General features: G+C 73.1%; 12 protein-coding genes. 6 read left to right on the top strand and 6 right to left on the bottom strand.

Going from position 1 to position 19,010, the window contains the following annotated elements:
• Positions 1-33: 33 nt before the first annotated feature.
• Both OHA99_RS10920 and OHA99_RS10925 read right to left on the bottom strand, forming a co-directional pair.
• The gene (locus OHA99_RS10920; RefSeq protein WP_405695533.1) at positions 34-1,221 is read right to left on the bottom strand and encodes an Ig-like domain-containing protein; all 1,188 of its coding nucleotides are present in this window, start codon (positions 1,219-1,221) and stop codon (positions 34-36) included.
• A 170-nt stretch (positions 1,222-1,391) separates the two neighbouring features.
• Entirely contained in the window at positions 1,392-2,642 is a 1,251-nt protein-coding gene (locus OHA99_RS10925; protein ID WP_405695534.1) for an Ig-like domain-containing protein, read from the bottom strand.
• 155 nt (positions 2,643-2,797) lie between these two features.
• Between OHA99_RS10925 and glgX the strand changes: the two genes are divergently transcribed.
• The gene (glgX, locus tag OHA99_RS10930) at positions 2,798-5,083 is read left to right on the top strand and encodes a glycogen debranching protein GlgX (RefSeq protein ID WP_405695536.1); all 2,286 of its coding nucleotides are present in this window, start codon (positions 2,798-2,800) and stop codon (positions 5,081-5,083) included.
• A gap of 247 nt (positions 5,084-5,330) precedes the next feature.
• Here the strand turns inward: glgX and OHA99_RS10935 are convergent, their stop codons facing one another.
• From OHA99_RS10935 to OHA99_RS10950, 4 genes are read right to left on the bottom strand one after another with little or no spacing between them, the layout of a single operon-like run.
• Positions 5,331-5,975: a response regulator transcription factor gene (locus tag OHA99_RS10935; RefSeq protein ID WP_007444709.1), complete on the bottom strand. Its 645-nt coding sequence runs from the start codon at positions 5,973-5,975 to the stop codon at positions 5,331-5,333.
• Positions 5,965-7,218 (bottom strand): sensor histidine kinase, encoded by a 1,254-nt coding sequence (locus OHA99_RS10940; RefSeq protein ID WP_228126104.1) that lies wholly within the window; start codon positions 7,216-7,218, stop codon positions 5,965-5,967. The genes OHA99_RS10935 and OHA99_RS10940 overlap by 11 nt, the downstream gene beginning before the upstream one ends.
• A 26-nt stretch (positions 7,219-7,244) precedes the next feature.
• Positions 7,245-8,006, bottom strand: coding sequence for an ABC transporter permease (locus OHA99_RS10945; protein WP_405695538.1), 762 nt, complete (start codon positions 8,004-8,006; stop codon positions 7,245-7,247).
• The gene (locus OHA99_RS10950; RefSeq protein ID WP_194279916.1) at positions 8,003-8,905 is read right to left on the bottom strand and encodes an ABC transporter ATP-binding protein; all 903 of its coding nucleotides are present in this window, start codon (positions 8,903-8,905) and stop codon (positions 8,003-8,005) included. Before OHA99_RS10950 ends, OHA99_RS10945 begins: the two co-directional genes overlap by 4 nt.
• Before the next feature lie 170 nt (positions 8,906-9,075).
• Between OHA99_RS10950 and OHA99_RS10955 the strand changes: the two genes are divergently transcribed.
• From OHA99_RS10955 to OHA99_RS10975, 5 genes are all read left to right on the top strand, one after another.
• Complete coding sequence (locus tag OHA99_RS10955) at positions 9,076-11,025, top strand: ABC transporter ATP-binding protein (protein ID WP_405695541.1); 1,950 nt, start codon at positions 9,076-9,078, stop codon at positions 11,023-11,025.
• Positions 11,022-12,911 (top strand): ABC transporter ATP-binding protein, encoded by a 1,890-nt coding sequence (locus OHA99_RS10960; RefSeq protein ID WP_405695543.1) that lies wholly within the window; start codon positions 11,022-11,024, stop codon positions 12,909-12,911. Before OHA99_RS10955 ends, OHA99_RS10960 begins: the two co-directional genes overlap by 4 nt.
• The gene (locus tag OHA99_RS10965) at positions 12,908-14,731 is read left to right on the top strand and encodes an ABC transporter transmembrane domain-containing protein (protein WP_405695545.1); all 1,824 of its coding nucleotides are present in this window, start codon (positions 12,908-12,910) and stop codon (positions 14,729-14,731) included. The genes OHA99_RS10960 and OHA99_RS10965 overlap by 4 nt, the downstream gene beginning before the upstream one ends.
• Positions 14,728-16,485, top strand: a complete 1,758-nt coding sequence (locus OHA99_RS10970) for an ABC transporter ATP-binding protein (RefSeq protein ID WP_153177856.1) — start codon at positions 14,728-14,730, stop codon at positions 16,483-16,485. Before OHA99_RS10965 ends, OHA99_RS10970 begins: the two co-directional genes overlap by 4 nt.
• Before the next feature lie 291 nt (positions 16,486-16,776).
• The gene (locus OHA99_RS10975) at positions 16,777-18,825 is read left to right on the top strand and encodes a M4 family metallopeptidase (protein ID WP_405695547.1); all 2,049 of its coding nucleotides are present in this window, start codon (positions 16,777-16,779) and stop codon (positions 18,823-18,825) included.
• The last annotated feature ends 185 nt before the right edge of the window (positions 18,826-19,010 follow it).

A 19,010-nucleotide genomic window follows, 5' to 3' on the forward strand; every position in this document is an offset into this window, starting at 1 on the left:
GCGGGCGTTCACTCGCCGCGGCAGTCGCCCCCGTTACGCCTTCCACTTCTCCCAGGACATGTTCCAGCCGTTGAGGCCGTTGTCGGGGGCGATGGTGGCGTCCTCGGAGTTCTTGACCACGACCACGTCGCCGATGATCGAGTTCTCGAAGAACCAGCGGGCCGGCGCCCCCTTGTCCCAGCCGCCGCGCACGTCGCGCAGGCCGATGCAGCCGTGGCTGGAGTTGCGGTTGCCGAAGGCGTCGCCGCCCCAGTAGTTGCCGTGGATGAAGGTGCCGGAGGTGGACAGCCGCATGGCGTGCGGGACGTCCTTGATGTCGTACTCGCCGCCGTAGCCGACGGTCTCGCCGTTCATGCGGGTCACCGCGAGCCGCTCGGTGATGACCATCTGGCCGTTCCAGGTCTCGTAGCCGGGGGCGCCGGCGGTGATCGGGACGGTCTTGACGGTCCTGCCGTCCCGCACGACCTTCATCGTGTGCTTCTTGGCGTCCACGACGGAGACCTGGCTGCGGCCCACGGTGAAGGAGACGGTCTTGGCCTGCTTGCCGTAGACGTCGTCCCGGCCCTCGACGCCGTCGAGGTTGAGGTCGACGGTGACCTTGGTGCCGGCCTTCCAGTACTTCTCGGGCCGGAAGTCGAGGCGGTCGTTGCCGAACCAGTGGCCCTCGACCTCGACGGCCGGTTCGGTCTTGATGGTGATGGCCTTCTCGACGTCCCCGGGGTTGGTGATGCCCCGGGTGAAGCGGATCGAGAACGGCATGCCGACGCCGACCTTCGAGCCGTCCTCCGGCGTGAAGGTGCCGATGAAGGTGTTCTTCGGCGTCAGGGTGGTGAAGCGGGAGTCCTCGGCGGCCGTGCGGCCCTCGGAGTCCTTGGCGACCGCGTGCACGGTGTACGTGGTGGCGGCGGCCAGGTGGGTGGACGGCGTCCAGGCGGCGCCGTCCCCGGATATCTCCCCGTCGACCTTCGTGCCCTTGCCGTCCTTGACGACGACCTCGGTGAGCTTGCCCCGGGCCGCGCCGACCTTCAGGGCGCCGCTGGTGTCGACCGCCTCGGCCCCGTTCTTCGGGGCGATCGTGACGACGGCCTCGGACTGCTTGCTCTGTGCCGCGGTGGAGTCCTGGGCCTTCTCCCCCTTGCCGTCCCCGGCCCCCGGGCCCGAGCCGCCGCCACCGCATGCGGTGACGGTCAGCATCAGCAGTCCGAGTACCGCCCCCGCCATCGGACGCACCTTCACTTTGTCTCCCCTCGCCGGGCCCGACCGGGCCCGCACCCCAGTGCGCTCGCGCACGCACTGGCGCATCGTAACCGCAGGCCAAAGGGTTACGGGACAGGTGAATTGTCACCGTTCCGTACCGAGTTGGCGGCCGGGGGGCGGAGGGGGTGCCGGCGTCACTTCACCGCGCGGTCCGCCTTCCATTCCTTCCACTTCATGTTCCAGCCACCGAGCCCGTTGTCGGGGGCGACCGTCCTGTCCTTGCTGTGGACCACCTCGACGACGTCGCCGATGAGACTGCGGTCGAAGAACCAGCCCGCCGGGGTGCCGGAACCGCCGCCCTTGTCGTCGCGCAGTCCGATGCAGCCGTGGCTGACGTTGGCCCGGCCGAAGGTGTCGGCGGGCGCCCAGTAGTTGCCGTGCAGGAAGGTGCCCGAGCTGGTCAGGCGGATGGCGTGCGGGACGTCGGGGATGTCGTACTCGCCGCCGAAGCCGACCGTGCGGCTGTTCATGCGGGTGACCTCGAGCATCTCGGTGATCACCATGCGGCCGTTGTACGTGGGTGTCGTCGGCGCCCCCGCGGTGATCGGCACGGTGGCCAGCAGCGTGCCGTCCCGGCGCACCTCCATGGTCCGCTCCAGGGCGTCGACGCGGGAGACCTGGCTGCGTCCGACGGTGAAGGAGACCTTCTTGTGCTGGAGTCCGTAGACCCCCTTCGCGCCCTCGACGTCCCGCAGTCCCAGGTCGACGGTGACCTCGGTGCCGGGCTTCCAGTACTCCTTCGGCCGGAAGTCGAGGCGGTCCTTGCCGAACCAGTGGGGGCGGATCTCGACGGCGGGCTCCGCGGTGACCGTGACGGCGCGTTCGACGGCGGCGCGGTCGGTGATCTCGCGGTTGAACTCCAGCGAGACGATCATGCCGGTGCCGACGACCGAGCGGTTCTCGGGGGCGACGTAGGCGATGAAGCGTTCCTCGGGGACCTTGGTGGTGAACGTGGTGTGCCGGGCCGAGCGGTGTCCGCCGCCGTCCAGGGCGACGGCGTCGACCGTGTACTTGGCGGCGAGGGCGAGCCGGTCGTCGTCGGGCCGCCAGCTCAGGCCGTCCTCGGAGATCCGGCCGGGCACCGGGGTCTCCTGCGCGTCCTGCGACCTGAGCACCTTCACCGACTCCAGGCGCCCGTCCGGCACCCGTACCGACAGCCTCTTTTCCGGCGCGACGGCCTTGCTCCCGTCGTCCGGGGTGACGCGGATGACGTCCTCGGCGGTGGGTTGCTTGCCGAACATCTCGCCGATGCCCGAGCCGATGCCGGACCCGGCGCCACCGCCGTCCGCGGTGCATCCGGCGGCCCCGGCCAGCAGTCCTGCCCATGTCAGTAGGGCGGCCAGAGCGGCGCCCGCGCGCCGTGCGCGCCCGTGTACGTGCCTCACATCCACCCGTAACGACCGGTGGGCCCCGGGGAAACGTGAGTGCGAGCCACCCGGTGGGCAGAACTGTGGGGAGGACGACGCGACGGGGAGCAGCGGCCGGGACGCCGCACGCCCTCCTGCCGGACGTCGTTCCACGAGCCGTGGGAGGCTGACAGGTGTCCAGCGCAGCCGAGCAGGAGGCGGCGGCCGGGAAGCGGGCCGCCGCGGACGGGCGGTCCGCTCCGGACGCGCGCCCCGCCGTCGTGGTGAACGGCACGCGCCGCGCCGCGCCGCCGCCCGCCGTGCTGGCCCGGCCGGGCACCCCGGTGCCGCTGGGCGCCCGGTTCCGGACCGGAGCGGACCAGGTGGCGGGGACCAACTTCGCGCTGTGGGCGGGCGGGGCGGAGGCGGTCGAGCTGTGCCTGTTCGACGGGCCGGGTCCCGCCGCCGGGGAGAGCCGGGTACGGCTGACCGAGCTGACCCACGAGATCTGGCACGGCTTCGTGCCGGGCGTCCTGCCCGGGCAGCGCTACGGCTACCGGGTGCACGGCCGCTGGGACCCCTGGACCGGCGCCCGCTGGAACCCGGCGAAGCTGCTCCTCGACCCGTACGCCCGCGCCGTGGACGGCGACTTCGGCCTGCCGCCCGAGGTGTACGGCCACGTGCGGGACTGGCCGGAGCAGCGGGTCGCGGACACCGTGCGCGACGACCGGGACTCGGCGCCGCACGTCCCCAAGGGCGTCGTGGTCCATGACGACGCCACCGACGACGAATGGACGTACGACCGCCGGCCCAAGACGCCGTGGGCGGACTCGGTCATCTACGAACTGCACGTGCGCGGCTTCACCAGGTTGCACCCGGAGATCCCGCCGGAGCTGCGCGGCACCTACGCGGGCCTCGCGCACCCGGCGGCGATCGGGCACCTGACGCGGCTGGGCGTGACGGCGGTGGAGCTGCTACCGGTGCACCAGTTCGCCCACGAGAGCCACCTGCTGGAGCGCGGCCTGAGGAACTACTGGGGCTACAACTCGGTCGGCTACTTCGCCCCGCACGCCGCCTACGCCGCCTCCGGCACCACCGGTGAGCAGGTCGGCGAGTTCAAGCGGATGGTGCGCGCGCTGCACGCGGCCGGCATCGAGGTGATCCTCGACGTGGTCTACAACCACACGGCGGAGGCGGGCGAGCTGGGCCCGACGCTCTCCCTGAAGGGCATCGACAACCGCGGCTACTACCGTCTCCAGCCCGACGCCCGCCGGTACGCCGACTACACCGGCTGCGGCAACACCCTGCACGTGGTCCAGCCGCACGTGCTGCGCCTGATCACCGACTCCCTGCGGTACTGGGTCACCGAGATGGGCGTGGACGGCTTCCGCTTCGACCTGGCGGCGGCGCTGGCCCGGTCGATGCACGACGTCGACATGCTCTCCCCGTTCCTCGCGGTGATCGCGCAGGATCCGGTGCTGCGCCGGGTGAAGCTGATCGCCGAGCCGTGGGACGTGGGCTCGGGCGGCTACCAGGTCGGCGCCTTCCCGCCGCTGTGGACCGAGTGGAACGACCGCTACCGGAACGCGGTGCGGGACTTCTGGCGGCACGCGCTGCCGGACGTGCGGGAGATGGGCTACCGCCTGTCGGGCTCCAGCGACCTGTACGCGTGGGGCGGGCGGCGCCCGTACGCGTCGGTCAACCATGTCACCGCGCACGACGGCTTCACCCTCCGCGACCTGGTGTCGTACGAGCGCAAGCACAACGAGGCCAACGGCGAGGGCAACCGGGACGGCACGGACGACAACCGGTCCTGGAACTGCGGCGCGGAGGGGGAGACGGACGACCCGGACGTACGGGCGCTGCGCCGCCGCCAGCTGCGCAACCTGCTGACCACGCTGCTGCTGTCGACGGGGGTGCCGATGCTGGTCGCGGGCGACGAGATGGGCCGCACCCAGCGCGGCAGCAACAACGCCTACTGCCAGGACAACGAGACCGGCTGGGTGGACTGGAGCCTGCGGGACGACCCGGAGTGGCGCCCGCTGTTCGAGCTGGCCGCCCGGCTGATCGCCCTGCGCCACCGGCATCCCGTCCTGCGCCGCCGGGCCTTCTTCTCCGGCCGGGCGCAGTCCGCGGACGGCCTGCGCGACCTGGCCTGGTTCACCGCCGGCGGCACGGAGATGACGGAGCGGGACTGGTACGCCCCCGCCGCCACCCTCGGCATGTATCTGTCCGGGCGGGACATCCCGGGCCGGGACGAGCACGGTGACCCGATCACCGACGACAGTTTCCTGGCCGTCCTGCACGCGGGCGCGGAGCCGGCCGGTTTCGTCCTGCCGGGCGCCCCGTGGGCGGAGCGGTACGAGGTGGTCGTCGACACCGGCCGGGAGGACCAGGAGGAGGCACCGGACGCCGTGCACCCGGCGGGGGTGGAGCTCACGGTGCCGGGGCGGACGGTGCTGCTGCTGCGGGCGGGGTGAGCGCGCGGGCCTGGGCGGCGGCCGTTGCGGGCGGGGCGGTGCGGCCGTGGGTGGGCGGGGGCCGGCCGCCGGTGGGCGGGGGCCGGCCGCCGGTGGGCGGCTGGGCATCCGCGGGTGGGCGGAGGGGCCGACGGCCCGGGCACGCAACCGTCGTGTGCCCGGCCGGCCCGGCCGCCGTGGTCGAGAGCGACCGGTGCGGCCGTCGCGAGCGGGACTGCTCACGGCCGGCCGTCGCGGCGCGGCGCGTTCAGCCGAGGATGCCCCGCTCGTACGCCGTCGCGACGGCCGCCGCCCGGTCGCTCACGCCGAGCTTCGCGTACAGGTGGGTGAGGTGGGTCTTCACGGTCGCCTCGCTGATGAACAGCTCCCGGGCGATCTCCTTGTTGGAGGTGCCGCGCGCCACCAGGGCGAGCACCTCGCGCTCGCGGGCGGACAGGGGCTCGCCGCCGGGGGTCTTCGGGGCGCGGACGGCGGAGACCAGCCGGGAGGCGACCGCCGGGGAGAGGACCGTACGCCCCTCGGCCGCCGCGCGGACCGCGGTGAACAGGTCGTCGCGGGGCGCGTCCTTGAGGAGGTAGCCGGTCGCGCCCGCCTCGATCGCGGGCAGGGTGTCGGAGTCGGTGTCGTACGTGGTGAGCACGAGGACCCGCGCGCGGGCGCCGCGCCGGGTCAGCTCGCGGATGGCGTCCACGCCCGAACCTCCCGGCATCCGCAGGTCCATGAGGATCACGTCGGGGTCGAGCGCGGCGGCCCGTTCCAGCGCCTCGACGCCGCTCGCCGCCTCGCCCAGGACGCGGAAGCCGGGCGCGGACTCGAACATGCCGCGCAGGCCGTCGCGGACGACCGGGTGGTCGTCGACGACGAGGAGGGAGATCACGGCGTCATCGGTCATGGCGGACCAACGGTACGCGAGCCGAGACGGCCGTGCCGTGCCCCGGTTCCGCCTCCACGGTGAGCGAGCCGGCGATGCGCTCGGCGCGGGCCCGCATACCGTCCAGGCCGAAGCCTCCGGCGGGGGTGCGCTGCCGCGCGGTCAGCGGGTCGAAGCCCCGGCCGTCGTCGCGGATGTCGAGGGTGACCTCGTCGCCCATGTAGGAGAGGGTGACGCCGACCCGGTCGGCGGCGGCGTGCCGGGCCGTGTTGGACAGGGCCTCCTGGGCGATGCGCAGGAGGGTGGCGGCGACCTCGTCGTGGAGGTGCTCGGCGGTGCCGGTGACGGTGAACCGGGCCCGGGTGCCCGTGCGTTCGCCCCACTCGGTCACCGTCTTCTTCAGCGCGTCCGGCAGTCCGTCGTCGGCGAGGGCGGCCGGTGAGAGGTTGTGCACGGAGCGGCGGGCCTCGCCGAGGCTGGTCCGGGCCAGGGCGAGGGCCCGGTCCAGGTGCTCGCGGCCGAGCGCCGGGTCCGGAGCGGCCGCGACGACCTGGAGCTGGGCGATGATGCCGGTCAGGCCCTGGGCGAGGGTGTCGTGGATCTCGGCGGCCAGCCGCCCGCGTTCGTCGGCGACCCCGGCCTCCCGGGCCTGGACGAGGAGCTGGGCGTGGAGGGCGGCGTTCTCGTCGAGGGCCTGTTGCAGAGCGGTGTTGGTGCGCTCCAGTTCGGTGATGGTCTCGACCCGGGCCCGGGCGCGGGCGTCCTCCGCCTCGGCGAGCCGGGCGAAGACGACGAGCAGGACGACGTTGACCGTGAGGATCGCGCCGAAGAGCACCCATCCCGTCGCGTCGTCCGGCGGCATCCCGCCCGACTGCGAGCCCGCGATCGTCACCGCCGTCAGGAAGAGTCCCGGCTTGCGCAGCCGGGGCGGCAGCAGCCGGTCCACCCCGAAGTAGCCGGCGTACGCGTAGAAGCCGAAGAGCGGGTTGAGCCAGGCCAGGACGAAGGCGACGGCGCAGCGCACGAAGTAGAGGCAGACGCTCACCGGGGTCGGCCCGGGCCGGGTGCGGGCCGTTCTGCTCCACCCCAGCTGCATGCCGACCGCGACCGCGATCAGGGCGCCCGCGAGGTACCACTCGTGCGCGGTCATGCCGACCAGGTCGGAGGCGGCCGCGGCGACGGCCGTGCCGACGGCGAGCAGGCCGTAGGGCCCCCACTGGTGGAACGCCGTCCACTGGCGCTCGACGGTTCCCGCGTCGGTCATCGGGCCAGTGTCGGCCATCGGCCCGCTCATTCCCAGCGGAACCAGCGCGCGGCCGCCGCCGTGAGCAGCACTGTCCAGGCCACCAGCACCGCCAGGTGGGACCAGCCGGGCCAGTCACCGGCGGCGGCCTCGTTGAGGGCCTGCGCGGCGGCGCCGAAGGGCGTCCAGCCCACGACCCGGCCGAGCAGGTCCGGCATGGCCTGCACCGGCAGCCACACGCCCGCGCAGAACATCGCCGGGAACAGCGCGGCCGATCCGACCGCGCCCGCGATCTTCGTGGTGCGGGACAGGGCGGAGAGCACGGCGCCCAGGGCCAGCGCGGCGAGCACGGCGAGGAGCAGCGCGAGGAGGTAGCCGAGGGGCTGTTCGGGCAGCGCCACGTCGAAGACGAGCCGGCCGACGCCGAGCGCGAGCAGCGCGGAGACCAGGGCGGCGCCGCCGCACACCGCCATCTGCGCGGACAGCAGCGCCGCCGGACGCACCGGGGTGGCGGACATGCGGCGCAGGATGCCCCGCTCCCGGTAGCCGGTGAGGACCTGCGGCATGCCCTGGAGCCCGCCGACGGTCAGGCCGAGCAGCACGGCCACCGGCACGTAGGCGTCGACCGGGCGCAGTCCGCCGTAGGAGGCGTCGGCCTCGCGGAAGGACGGAATGGAACCGAGGATCGCGAGCAGCAGAGTCGGGAACACCAGCATCCAGAACAGGGCGCCGGGTTCCCGCCGGAACAGCCGCAGCTCGGTCCTCAGTACGGCGGTGTCGAAGACGTCGGTGGACAGGCCGGTCTTCATGCGGTGGCCTCCGTGAGGTCCAGGAAGGCGTCGTCCAGCGTCGTGTCGGTGACCCGGAGCTGGTGGGCGGTGACGCGGGTGCGGGCGAGCAGGGTGACGACGGCGTTGACCGTCTCGTCCGTGCCGGACAGGGTGACGCGGCCGTCCTTGAACTCGGCGGAGGCCAGTTCGGGCAGCGCGCGCAGGTCGGCCTCCTCCAGCGGCGCGGACGGGGTGAAGCTGATGACGGTGGCGCCCGCCGAGCGCCGGATCAGTCCGGCCGGGGTGTCGAGGGCGGCGACGCGGCCCCGGTCGATCACCGCGATCCGGTCGCACAGGCGCTGGGCCTCCTCCATGAAGTGCGTGACGAGGAGGACCGTGACCCCGCCGGCGCGGATGTCCTCGATCAGCTGCCAGGTCTCCCGGCGGGCCCGCGGGTCGAGGCCGGTGGTCAGCTCGTCGAGGACGACGACGCGGGGGTCGCCGACCAGGGCCAGCGCGATGAACAGGCGCTGCTTCTGACCGCCGGACAGCTTGGCGAACCGGGTGTTCAGCATCGGACCCAGGCCGAGCCGCTCGGCGAGCGGGCGCCAGTCGGCCGGCTTCGGGTGGAAGGCGGCGTACAGCTCCAGGGCCTCGCGGACGGTGAGCTTGGGCTGGAGTTCGCTCTGCTGGAGCTGGGCGCCGAGGACCTCGGCGACCCGCCGGTGGTCGGCGACGGGGTCGAGCCCGGTGACCCGGACCCGGCCCGCGTCGGGGACGCGCAGCCCCTCGACGCACTCGACGGTGGTGGTCTTGCCGGCGCCGTTGGGGCCGAGGACGCCGAAGATCTCGCCCTCCTCGACGGCGAAGGACACACCGTCGACGACGGGGCGGCCCCCGTAGGACTTGCGCAGGTCGGTGACTTCGATGACGGGCATGGCACCAGCGTCCCGGCGGCCGGGGGTCCGGCACATCGGCCGACGCGCTCGAAGGCGCATCAGCCGATCGGTTGATGCGCCGGTACGACCCCGGCGAGGCTTCCGTACGACCCCGGGCGGGCCCGAAACTCGGTGGGCAGTGTCAGTGGTGAACCGTAGGCTCGCTGCTGATGCCCACGAAACCTGCCCCCGCCACGGATCTCGCTCCGGACGCCGCACCGGACGCTGCCGAGAAGCGTTCCACCGTACGTGCCCTGCTGCGGCTGTGGCCCTATGTGCGGCCGGTGCGCGCGCGGTTGGGGACGGCCGCGGTGACAGCGATCCTCGCCTCCTGCGTGGGTCTGGTCATCCCGCTGGTCCTGAAGTGGATGGTGGACGGGCCGGTCGCCGACGGCGACCCGGCGGGCGTGTGGCTCGGGGCGCTGTACCTGCTGCTCCTCGGAGTGGCGGAGGCGCTGCTGTTCGGGCTGCGGCGGTGGCTGGTGGCCCGGCCGCTCGCGGGGGTCGAGGCGGGCATGCGCGCGGACCTCTACCGGCATCTGCAACGGCTACCGGTGGCCTTCCACGACCGGTGGGCCTCGGGGCAGTTGCTGTCGCGCGGGACGACCGACCTGATGCTGCTGCGCATGTTCCTCGCCTTCCCGCTGACGTTCCTGCTGGTCAACGGCGTCACGATTCTGATCGGCGTGGGCATCATGCTGGTCCAGGACTGGACGCTGGGGCTGGTCATCCTGGGGCCCGCCATTCCGGTGATGATCACGTGCGGGATCTTCGAGAAGAAGTACTCCGCGGTGGCGCGGCGCGCGCAGGACCAGGTCGGGGATCTGACGACCGTGGTCGAGGAGAGCGTGCTCGGCGTCCGGATCATCAAGGGCTTCGGCCGGCACCGCAGCCAGGCCCGTGCCTTCCACGAGCTGTCGCACACCCTGCGGGGCACGGAGTTGCGCAAGGCCCGGCTCCTGGCGGCCATCTGGGCGGTCATCGTGACGCTGCCCGAGGTGGCGATCGGGGCGGCGCTGGTGGTCGGGGCGGTGCAGGTGGCGGACGGGGCGCTGTCGGCGGGGACGCTGGTGGCGTTCCTGTCCACGGCGCTGGCGCTGCGGTGGCCGGTGGAGTCCATCGGTTTCCTGCTGGCGATGAGCCAGGAGGCGGCGACGGCCACGGACCGGTACTTCGAGGTGATGGACGCGGAGGTGGAAGCCGACCCAGCTGCGGGCAGTTGTGCCGCTGGGGCGATGGGGGTCCCCCCGCTCGAGCGAAGCCGAGAGTGGGGGAGGGTGGGCGCAACGGCACCTCGCGGCGAGCAGCGCCCCCTCCCCGAGGTCGGCACCAGCGCCGGTGAGCCACAAGGCCTTCGGTTCGAGCACGTGCGGTTCCGTTATCCCGATGCCGCCCCCGACTCCACGCCGCTCCTGACGGACGTCGACCTGCACATCCGCTCCGGCGAGTCCATGGCCCTGGTCGGTGCCACCGGCAGCGGCAAGACGACGCTGACCGCGCTCGTCCCCCGTCTGCACGAGGTGACCGAGGGCCGGATCACGCTGGACGGCGAGGACATCACCGCCCTGTCGCGCGAGGAGCTGCGCGCCATGGTCGCCGTGGCCTTCGAGGAGCCCACCCTCTTTTCGGCCACCGTCGGCGAGAACGTGCTGATGGGGGCCGACGGGGAGGCCGGCGAGGAGGAGCTGGCCCGTGCGCTCGCCGTCGCGCAGGCCGACTTCGCGCACGCGCTCCCCCAGGGCACCGGCACCCAGGTCGGTGAGCAGGGCCTCAGCCTCTCCGGCGGCCAGCGTCAGCGCCTCGCGCTCGCGCGGGCGGTGGTGGGCAGGCCGAGGTTCCTCGTCCTGGACGACCCGCTGTCCGCGCTTGACGTGCACACGGAGGCCGCCGTGGAGGCCGCCCTGCGGCAGGTGCTCGCCGACACCACGGCGCTGATCGTGGCCCACCGCCCCTCCACCGTCCTGCTCGCCGACCGCGTCGCCCTGCTCTCCGGGGGCCGGATCACCGCCGTCGGCACCCATCACGAACTGCTGCGCACCAGCCCCGAGTACGCCCATCTGATGTCCGGGCTCGACGGGCACGAGACCGACGAGGGACCCCAGGAAGGAAACGGCAGATGACCGCGCCCACCGCCACCGCGCCGGGCAGGGAACAGCCGGAGGACCCCGAGCACGGGGATCCGACCGAGGCGGGTACCCGCACCGCCGCCGTCGACGACGACTCGTTCGACCAGGACGTGCTGCCCAGCCCGCCCGGCGCGACCGGCGCCCTGCTGCGCTCCCTGCTGGCGCCGCGGAAGGCCCGGGTCGCGCTCACGATCCTGCTCCTGCTGCTCCAGCAGGCTGCCGTGCAGGCGGGCCCGCTGCTGGTGGCGTACGCCATCGACCACGCCGTGCCGGCCCTGCGGGACGACGACCACGGTCCGCTGATCGCGGTGGGCGCCGGCTACCTGCTGTGCTCGCTGACGGCGGGCGGCCTCCAGTACGCCTTCATCGCGGCGGCGGCCCGGGTCAACCAGGACGTGCTGCTCGACCTGCGCGGACGCATCTTCCGGCACGCGCAGGCGCTGAGCGTCGACTTCCACGAGCGCTACACCTCGGGCCGCCTCATCTCCCGTTCCACCACGGACGTGGAGTCCCTGCGCGAACTGCTCGACGAGGGGCTCCAGGAGCTGGTGACGGTCATCCTGTCCTTCGTCTACATCGCCGCGCTGCTGCTCTGGCTCGACCTGGGCCTCGGCGCCGTCGCGGTGGCGTCGTTCGTGCCGCTGTACGGTCTGGTGCGGCTCTACCAGCGGCGCGCGGGGCGGGTGTACCGGCAGCGGTCCACGGCGATCGCGTCGGTGATCGTGAAGTTCGTGGAGACCATGAACGGCATCCGGCCGGTGCGCGCCTTCCGCCGGGAGGCCGTCAACGACGCCGACTTCGCGGTCCTGAACCGCCACCACGAGCGGACCAACGGCGACGCGCTGCTGGAGATGGCCCGTTACGTCGTCGGATCGCGGCTGGTCGCCAACACGGCCGTCGCGGGGATCGTGCTGTGGGGCGCCTACCGCGTCGCGGACGGCACCCTGGCGCTCGGTGTGCTGGCCGCGGCGGTGCTGTACCTGCGCCGCCTGTACGACCCGATCGACCGGCTGGGCATGTTCCTGAACTCGTACCAGTCGGCGGCGGCCTCGCTGGAGAAGATCGCCGGGCTGCTGGCCCAGACGCCGTCGGTGCCCGAGCCGACCGCACCGAAGGAGCTGCCGCCACTGGAGTCGGAGCACCCCGGCCGCGAGGTCGTCTTCGACTCGGTGAGCTTCGGCTACCGCACCGGCGGCGAGGTGCTGCCGCGCTTCGAACTGACGCTGCCGGCCGGGCAGACGGTCGCCGTCGTCGGCTCGACCGGTGCGGGCAAGTCGACGCTGGCCAAGCTGCTCGCCCGGTTCTACGACCCCTCCGCGGGACGGGTCCTGCTGGACGGCACCGACCTGCGCGACCTGGCCGTGCCGGAACTGCGGCGCGGGGTGGTGATGGTGACGCAGGAGGCGTTCCTGTTCTCCGGCACGGTCGCCGACAACATCGCCATCGGCCGTCCGGAGGCGACGCGGGGGGAGATCGAGCGGGCCGCCAAGGCGATCGGCGCCCACGACTTCATCGCCGCGCTGCCCGACGGGTACGACACCGACGTGCGCAAGCGGGGCGGCCGGATCTCCGCCGGCCAGCGGCAGCTCGTGGCGTTCGCGCGGGCGCTGCTCGCGGACCCGGCGGTGCTGATCCTGGACGAGGCGACCAGCTCGCTGGACATCCCCGGGGAGCGGGCGGTGCAGCGGGCGATGACGACGGTGCTGAAGGGCCGTACGGCGGTGGTGATCGCGCACCGGCTGTCCACCGTGGAGATCGCCGACCGGGTGCTGGTGATGGAGCACGGCCGGATCGTGGAGGACGGCGCACCGGACGAACTGATCGCGGGCACGGGCCGGTTCGCGGACCTGCACCGGGCGTGGCGGGACAGTCTGGCGTGAGGATCGACGCGTACGAGGATCCGGGGCCGCCGGAGCGCCGGGGCGGCTGGTGGTACCTGGCGTGGCTGGTCCGGCGGCAGTGGCCGCGGTGTCTGGCGGGGGCGGTGCTCGCCAGCGTCTGGATGGTGCTGCTGGCGGCGACGCCGTATCTGATGGCCCGGGCCGTCGACCACGGCCTGGAGCCGGGTGACCTGGGCGCGCTGGCGGGCTGGACGGGCGCCATGGTCGCCGTCGGCGGGGTCAACGCGTGGCTGGGCGTGCTGCGGCACCGCACGATGACCAAGGTGCGGATGGACGCCAACTTCCGCACCGTCAAGGTGGTCGTCGGCCACGCCACACGGCTCGGCGCCGCGCTGCGGAGCCAGGTGGGAACCGGCGAGGTCGTCACCATCGGGGTGGGCGACGTGCAGACCATCAGCGCGTCCCTGACGGCCGTGGGGCCGGGGGTCGGGGCGGTCGTCGCCTACGCGGTGGTCGGCGGACTGATGGTGTCCGTGTCGGTCCGGCTCGCCCTGGTGGTGCTGCTCGGGGTGCCGCTGCTCGCGCTGGTCATCGGCCCGCTGATGGGCCGGTTGCAGGGCCGGGAGACCGAGTACCGGGAGCGCCAGTCCGTCCTGACCGCGCGGATCGGCGACCTCGCGGGCGGGCTGCGGGTGCTGAACGGGCTGGGCGGCAAGGGCCTGGTCGCGGACGCGTTCCGCGGCGACTCGGGCCGGCTGCGCGAGCAGGGTTACCGGGTCGGCGCGGTGACCAGCTGGATCCAGGCCCTCGGGGTGGGGCTGCCGATGCTGTTCCTGGCCCTGGTGACCTGGCTGGGCGCGCGACTGGCCGCCCAGGGCCGGATCAGCGTGGGCGAACTGGTGTCGGTGTACGGCTATGTCGTCGCGCTGGGCTGGCCGGTGGCGTTCCTCATCGAGATGGGCCACCAGCTCAGCCGCGGCGTGGTCGCCGCCCGCCGGGTCGTCGCCTTCCTCCGCCTGGAGCCGGCCCCGGACGAGGGCACCCGGGAGGCCCCTGCGGAACCGGCGGTGCTGTACGACCCGGCCTCGGGCGTACGGATCGCCCCCGGCCGCCTGACCGCCCTGGCCACGTCCCACCCGTCCGACGCCACCGCCGTCCTGGACCGCCTGGGCCGCTACACCCCGTCGGACGCCACCTGGGGAGACATCCCCTTGACGGAGATCCCCCTCCCCCAGATCCGCTCCCGCATCCTGGTCGCCACCCCGGAGGCAGACCTCTTCGCAGGCCCCCTGAGCGCTGTAATAGGCGATGAGGTGATGCCGCTCAGGGGCGCGGGGAACTGCGCGACAAGCCACAACGCACCCGCAGACGCAGACGCAGACGCAGACGCAGAACAACGAATCCGGGCAGACGAGTTGGCGCCCCTCACCGCAGCCCTCCACGCCGCCGCCGCCGAAGACATCGTCCGCGCCCTCCCCGACGGCCTCGAAACCCCCGTCGAGGCCCAGGCCCGAAACCTGTCCGGCGGACAACGCCAACGGATCCGCCTCGCCCGCGCCCTCCTCACCGACCCCGAGATCCTCCTCGCCGCGGAACCCACCTCCGCCCTGGACGCCCACACGGAGGCCACCGTGGCCGACCGCCTCAGAGCGGCCCGCAAGGGCCGTACGACCGTGCTGGCCGCCACCTCACCGCTGCTCCTCGACCGCGCGGACGTCGTGCACCACCTGGTCGACGGCAAGGTCGCCGCCACCGGCACGCACCGCGAACTCCTGGACACCGAGCCGGGATACCGCGCCCTGGTCGCACGAGACGCTCAGGACGTCGAACCCGCCGAGGAAGGGGATCCGGCCCGATGACCCACCTGCCCGTCGCCGAGCCCACCGACGTCCGCCGCGCGGCAGCCGGCCTCGTGCGCACCGACCGGAGGTCCTTCGCCGTCGTCCTGGGCCTCAACGCGCTGGCCGCGCTGGCCGGGCTCGCGGGGCCGTGGCTGCTGGGCCGGATCGTCGACGAGGTGCGCGGCGGGGGCGGGGTCGACGCGGTGGACCGGATGGCCCTCGCCATCCTGCTGTGCTCGCTGGCGCAGTTGCTGCTGGCCCGCTGGGCGCGCTACGTGGGGCACCGGTTCGGGGAGCGGACGCTCGCCCGGGTGCGCGAGCGGTACGTGGACCGGGCGCTGGCGCTGCCCGCGTCGGTGGTGGAGCGGGCCGGGACCGGTGACCTGACGACGCGCGGTACCGCCGACGTGACGGCCGTCGGCACGACGCTGCGCGACGCGGGGCCGGAGCTGCTGGTCAACGCCGTACAGGCGCTGTTCCTCATCGGCGCGGTGTTCGTGCTGGACCCGCTCCTCGGCCTGGTCGGGGTGCTGGGTCTGACGCCGGCCTGGGTGGTGCTGCGCTGGTACCTGCGGCGGGCGCGGGCCGCCTATCTCGCCGAGGGCGCGGCCAACTCGGACGTCGCCGAGAGCCTCGCGGCCACGGTGTCGGGGGCCCGTACGGTCGAGGCGTTCGGGCTGGCGGAGCGGCGCGTCGGGACGAACCGCGCGGCGCTGGAGGTCTCGCGGCGCAGCCGGTTCCGCACGCTGTTCCTGCGCAGTGTGTTCTTCCCGGCGGTGGACGTCTCCTACGTCCTTCCCGTGGCGGGCGTGCTGCTGCTCGGCGGGGTGCTGCACGCGCACGGGTCGGCGAGCCTGGGCGCGGTGGTGTCCTGCGCCGTGTACCTCCAGCAGCTCGCCGGGCCGCTCGACGAGGTGCTGATGCGGGTCGAGCAGTTGCAGGCCGGTGCCGCCTCCTTCGCCCGCGTGGAGGGGCTGGCGGGCGCTCCGCGGGCGGCGGCGGACGGGTCGGCGGTCCCGGCGGACGACCGTATCGACGTGTCCGGGGTGCGGTACGCCTACGACCGGGGCGGCGAGGTGCTGCGCGGGGTGGACCTGACCGTGCGGCCGGGCGAGCGGCTGGCGGTCGTCGGTCCTTCGGGGGCGGGCAAGACCACGCTGAGCCGGCTCCTCGCGGGCGTCGACGCGCCGACGGAGGGCTCGGTGACGGTGGGCGGGGTGCCCGTGGTCGCCCTGGGCCCGGAGCGGCTGCGCCGTCAGGTGGTGCTGGTCACCCAGGAGCACCACGTGTTCCTGGGCACGGTCCGGGACAACCTCCTCGTCGCGGAACCGGGGGCCACGGACGACGCGTTGTGGGCGGCGCTCGCCGCCGTGGGCGCGGAGGACTGGGTGCGGGAGCTGCCCGGGGGCCTCGGCGCCGAGCTGGGGGCGAAGGAGCACGCGCACGCCACGGACGGCTCGCAGGCCCAGCAGCTCGCCCTGGCCCGGGTGGTGCTGGCCGACCCGCACACGCTGATCCTGGACGAGGCCACCGCCCTGCTGGACCCGACGACGGCCCGGCACACGGAGCAGGCGCTGGCCGCCGTGCTGAAGGGCCGTACGGTCATCGCCATCGCGCACCGCCTGCACACCGCGCACGACGCCGACCGGGTGGCGGTGATGGAGGACGGCCTGCTGACCGAGCTGGGCACGCACGACGAACTGGTGGCGGCGGGCGGGGCGTACGCGGCCCTGTGGGGTTCCTGGCACGGGGAGCCGTCCGCCGGGTACTGACCGGCCGCACAGTAACCGACCCCGGACGGCGACGATTCCGTTTATCGAACGTGAACGCCCGGTCAACGGACCATTTCCAGCCAACTTAGTGACGCGCTCCTGACAAGTAGCGCTTTCTCCTGCCAGTCTTCCGTCGGCCCCTTCACAGTGCCCCCACAGCTTCCCCACGAGCGCTGTGCCGCGGCCAGCTCCTAGCACCAGGTTTCTGCGTACCGCACAGTTCCGCCCGGCCGGCCACCCGCCGACCGGTCTCCCCTGGCCGCGCAACCCGTGGCCACGCAGAAGGAGTCAGTGTTGAGCAGCACTCCCCACAGACGCACCTCCCACACCACCTCCCGCCGCGCCACGCACCGGCGTGCCGCGGCCGTCGCGCTGGCCGGTGTCGCCGCGCTGATCGCCACGGCGGTCCAGTCCGGCACCGCCACCGCGGCCCCCGACCCGTCGCCCGCCAAGGGCAACGAGCTGGTGAAGCTCAGCCCGGCCCAGCGCGCCGAGCTGATCCGCGACGCCAACGCCGCCAGGGCGAAGACGGCCGACGAACTGGGCCTGGGCGCCAAGGAGAAGCTGGTCGTCCGGGACGTCGCCAAGGACCGCGACGGCACCCTGCACACCCGCTACGAGCGCACCTACGACGGCCTGCCCGTCCTCGGCGGCGACCTCGTGGTGACCAGTGACGCGGGCAAGACGGAGCAGGTCGTCAAGGCCACGGCGAAGGCCATCAAGCCGGCCTCCGTGACGCCGAAGATCTCCGCCGCGAAGGCCGAGACGCAGGCGGTGTCCGCCGCGAAGGCGGCCGGGGCCGAGCAGCCGGACGCCGACCGCGCCCCGCGCAAGGTGATCTGGGCCGGCAACGGCACGCCCGTCCTGGCGTACGAGACGGTGGTGGGCGGCCTCCAGGAGGACGGCACCCCCAACGAGCTGCACGTCGTCACGGACGCCGCCACCGGCGCCAAGCTGTACGAGTACCAGGGCATCGAGAACGGCACCGGCCACACCACGTACAGCGGCACCGTGACGCTGGGCACCGCGCAGTCCGGGTCGTCGTACACGCTGACCGACACCGCGCGCGGCAACCACAAGACGTACAACCTGGGCGGCCGTACCTCGGGCACCGGTTCGCTGTTCACCAACTCCGACGACGTGTGGGGCAACGGCAGCTCCTCCGACCCGGAGACCGCCGGCGCCGACGCCCACTACGGGGCCGCGCTGACCTGGGACTACTACAAGAACGTGCACGGCCGCTCGGGCATCCGCGGCGACGGTGTGGCGGCGTACAGCCGGGTCCACTACGGCAACGCCTACGTCAACGCGTTCTGGTCGGACAGCTGCTTCTGCATGACCTACGGCGACGGGATCAACAACTCCAACCCGCTCACCGCCATCGACGTGGCCGGGCACGAGATGACCCACGGCGTCACGTCCAACACCGCGGGCCTCAACTACAGCGGCGAGTCCGGCGGCCTGAACGAGGCCACGTCCGACATCTTCGGCACGTCGGTCGAGTTCTACGCCAACAACTCCTCGGACGTCGGTGACTACCTCATCGGCGAGGAGATCGACATCAACGGCGACGGCACCCCGCTGCGCTACATGGACAAGCCCAGCAAGGACGGCGCGTCCTACGACAACTGGTTCTCGGGCCTCGGCAACGCCGACGTGCACTACTCGTCGGGCCCGGCCAACCACTTCTTCTACCTGCTGAGCGAGGGCAGCGGCACCAAGACCATCAACGGTGTCACGTACAACTCGCCCACCTCGGACGGCCTCCCGGTCACCGGCATAGGCCGCGCCAAGGCCGAGAAGATCTGGTTCCGCGCGCTGACCACCAAGTTCACGTCGACCACCAACTACGCGGGCGCCCGCACCGGCACCCTCGCGGCGGCCGGTGAGCTGTACGGCACCAGCAGCGCCGAGTACACCGCGGTGGCGAACGCGTGGGCGGGCATCAACGTCGGCTCCCGGCCCGGTGGCGGCGACCCCGACCCCGGCGACGGCGGCACGTTCGAGAACGACACGAACGTGAACATCCCCGACTACGGGTCGGCGGTCACCTCGTCCATCACGGTCTCCGGACGCTCCGGCAACGCGCCGAGCAACCTCAAGGTGGGCGTGGACATCGTGCACAGCTGGCGCGGTGACCTGCGGATCGACCTGGTCGCGCCGGACGGCTCGACGTACCGCCTGAAGAACAGCGGCTGGGACCCGGCGGAGGACGTGCACGCGACCTACACGGTCAACGCCTCCTCGGAGTCGGCCAACGGCACCTGGAAGCTCCGTGTCCAGGACCAGGGCCCGTCGGACACCGGCTACATCGACGCCTGGCGGCTCACCTTCCCGTAGGCCGTCCGGCCCGCGGGTGCACCACCCCGAGACAGGGCGCCGCTCCGGAGGTTCGATTCCTCCGGGGCGGCGCCCTCTCCATGTCCTTCACATTTCATGACCACACAACCGGCCGACTGTTTTCGGCCAACATCATCAGGCCCTCCTGACATGTACGCGCTCTCGGTGTCAGTCTTCCGTCACCC

The sequence above is a fragment of the Streptomyces coelicoflavus genome, from assembly GCF_045041415.1.
Classification (GTDB): Bacteria; Actinomycetota; Actinomycetes; order Streptomycetales; family Streptomycetaceae; genus Streptomyces; species Streptomyces coelicoflavus.

Excerpts from the sequence above, each read along its gene's own strand:
- OHA99_RS10920 (WP_405695533.1), bottom strand. The coding sequence starts at position 1,221 with ATGGCGGGGGCGGTACTCGGACTGCTGATGCTGACCGTCACCGCATGC.
- OHA99_RS10935 (WP_007444709.1), bottom strand. The coding sequence starts at position 5,975 with ATGACCGATGACGCCGTGATCTCCCTCCTCGTCGTCGACGACCACCCG.
- OHA99_RS10940 (WP_228126104.1), bottom strand. The coding sequence starts at position 7,218 with ATGACCGACGCGGGAACCGTCGAGCGCCAGTGGACGGCGTTCCACCAG.
- OHA99_RS10945 (WP_405695538.1), bottom strand. The coding sequence starts at position 8,006 with ATGAAGACCGGCCTGTCCACCGACGTCTTCGACACCGCCGTACTGAGG.
- OHA99_RS10950 (WP_194279916.1), bottom strand. The coding sequence starts at position 8,905 with ATGCCCGTCATCGAAGTCACCGACCTGCGCAAGTCCTACGGGGGCCGC.
- OHA99_RS10955 (WP_405695541.1), top strand. The coding sequence starts at position 9,076 with ATGCCCACGAAACCTGCCCCCGCCACGGATCTCGCTCCGGACGCCGCA.
- OHA99_RS10960 (WP_405695543.1), top strand. The coding sequence starts at position 11,022 with ATGACCGCGCCCACCGCCACCGCGCCGGGCAGGGAACAGCCGGAGGAC.
- OHA99_RS10970 (WP_153177856.1), top strand. The coding sequence starts at position 14,728 with ATGACCCACCTGCCCGTCGCCGAGCCCACCGACGTCCGCCGCGCGGCA.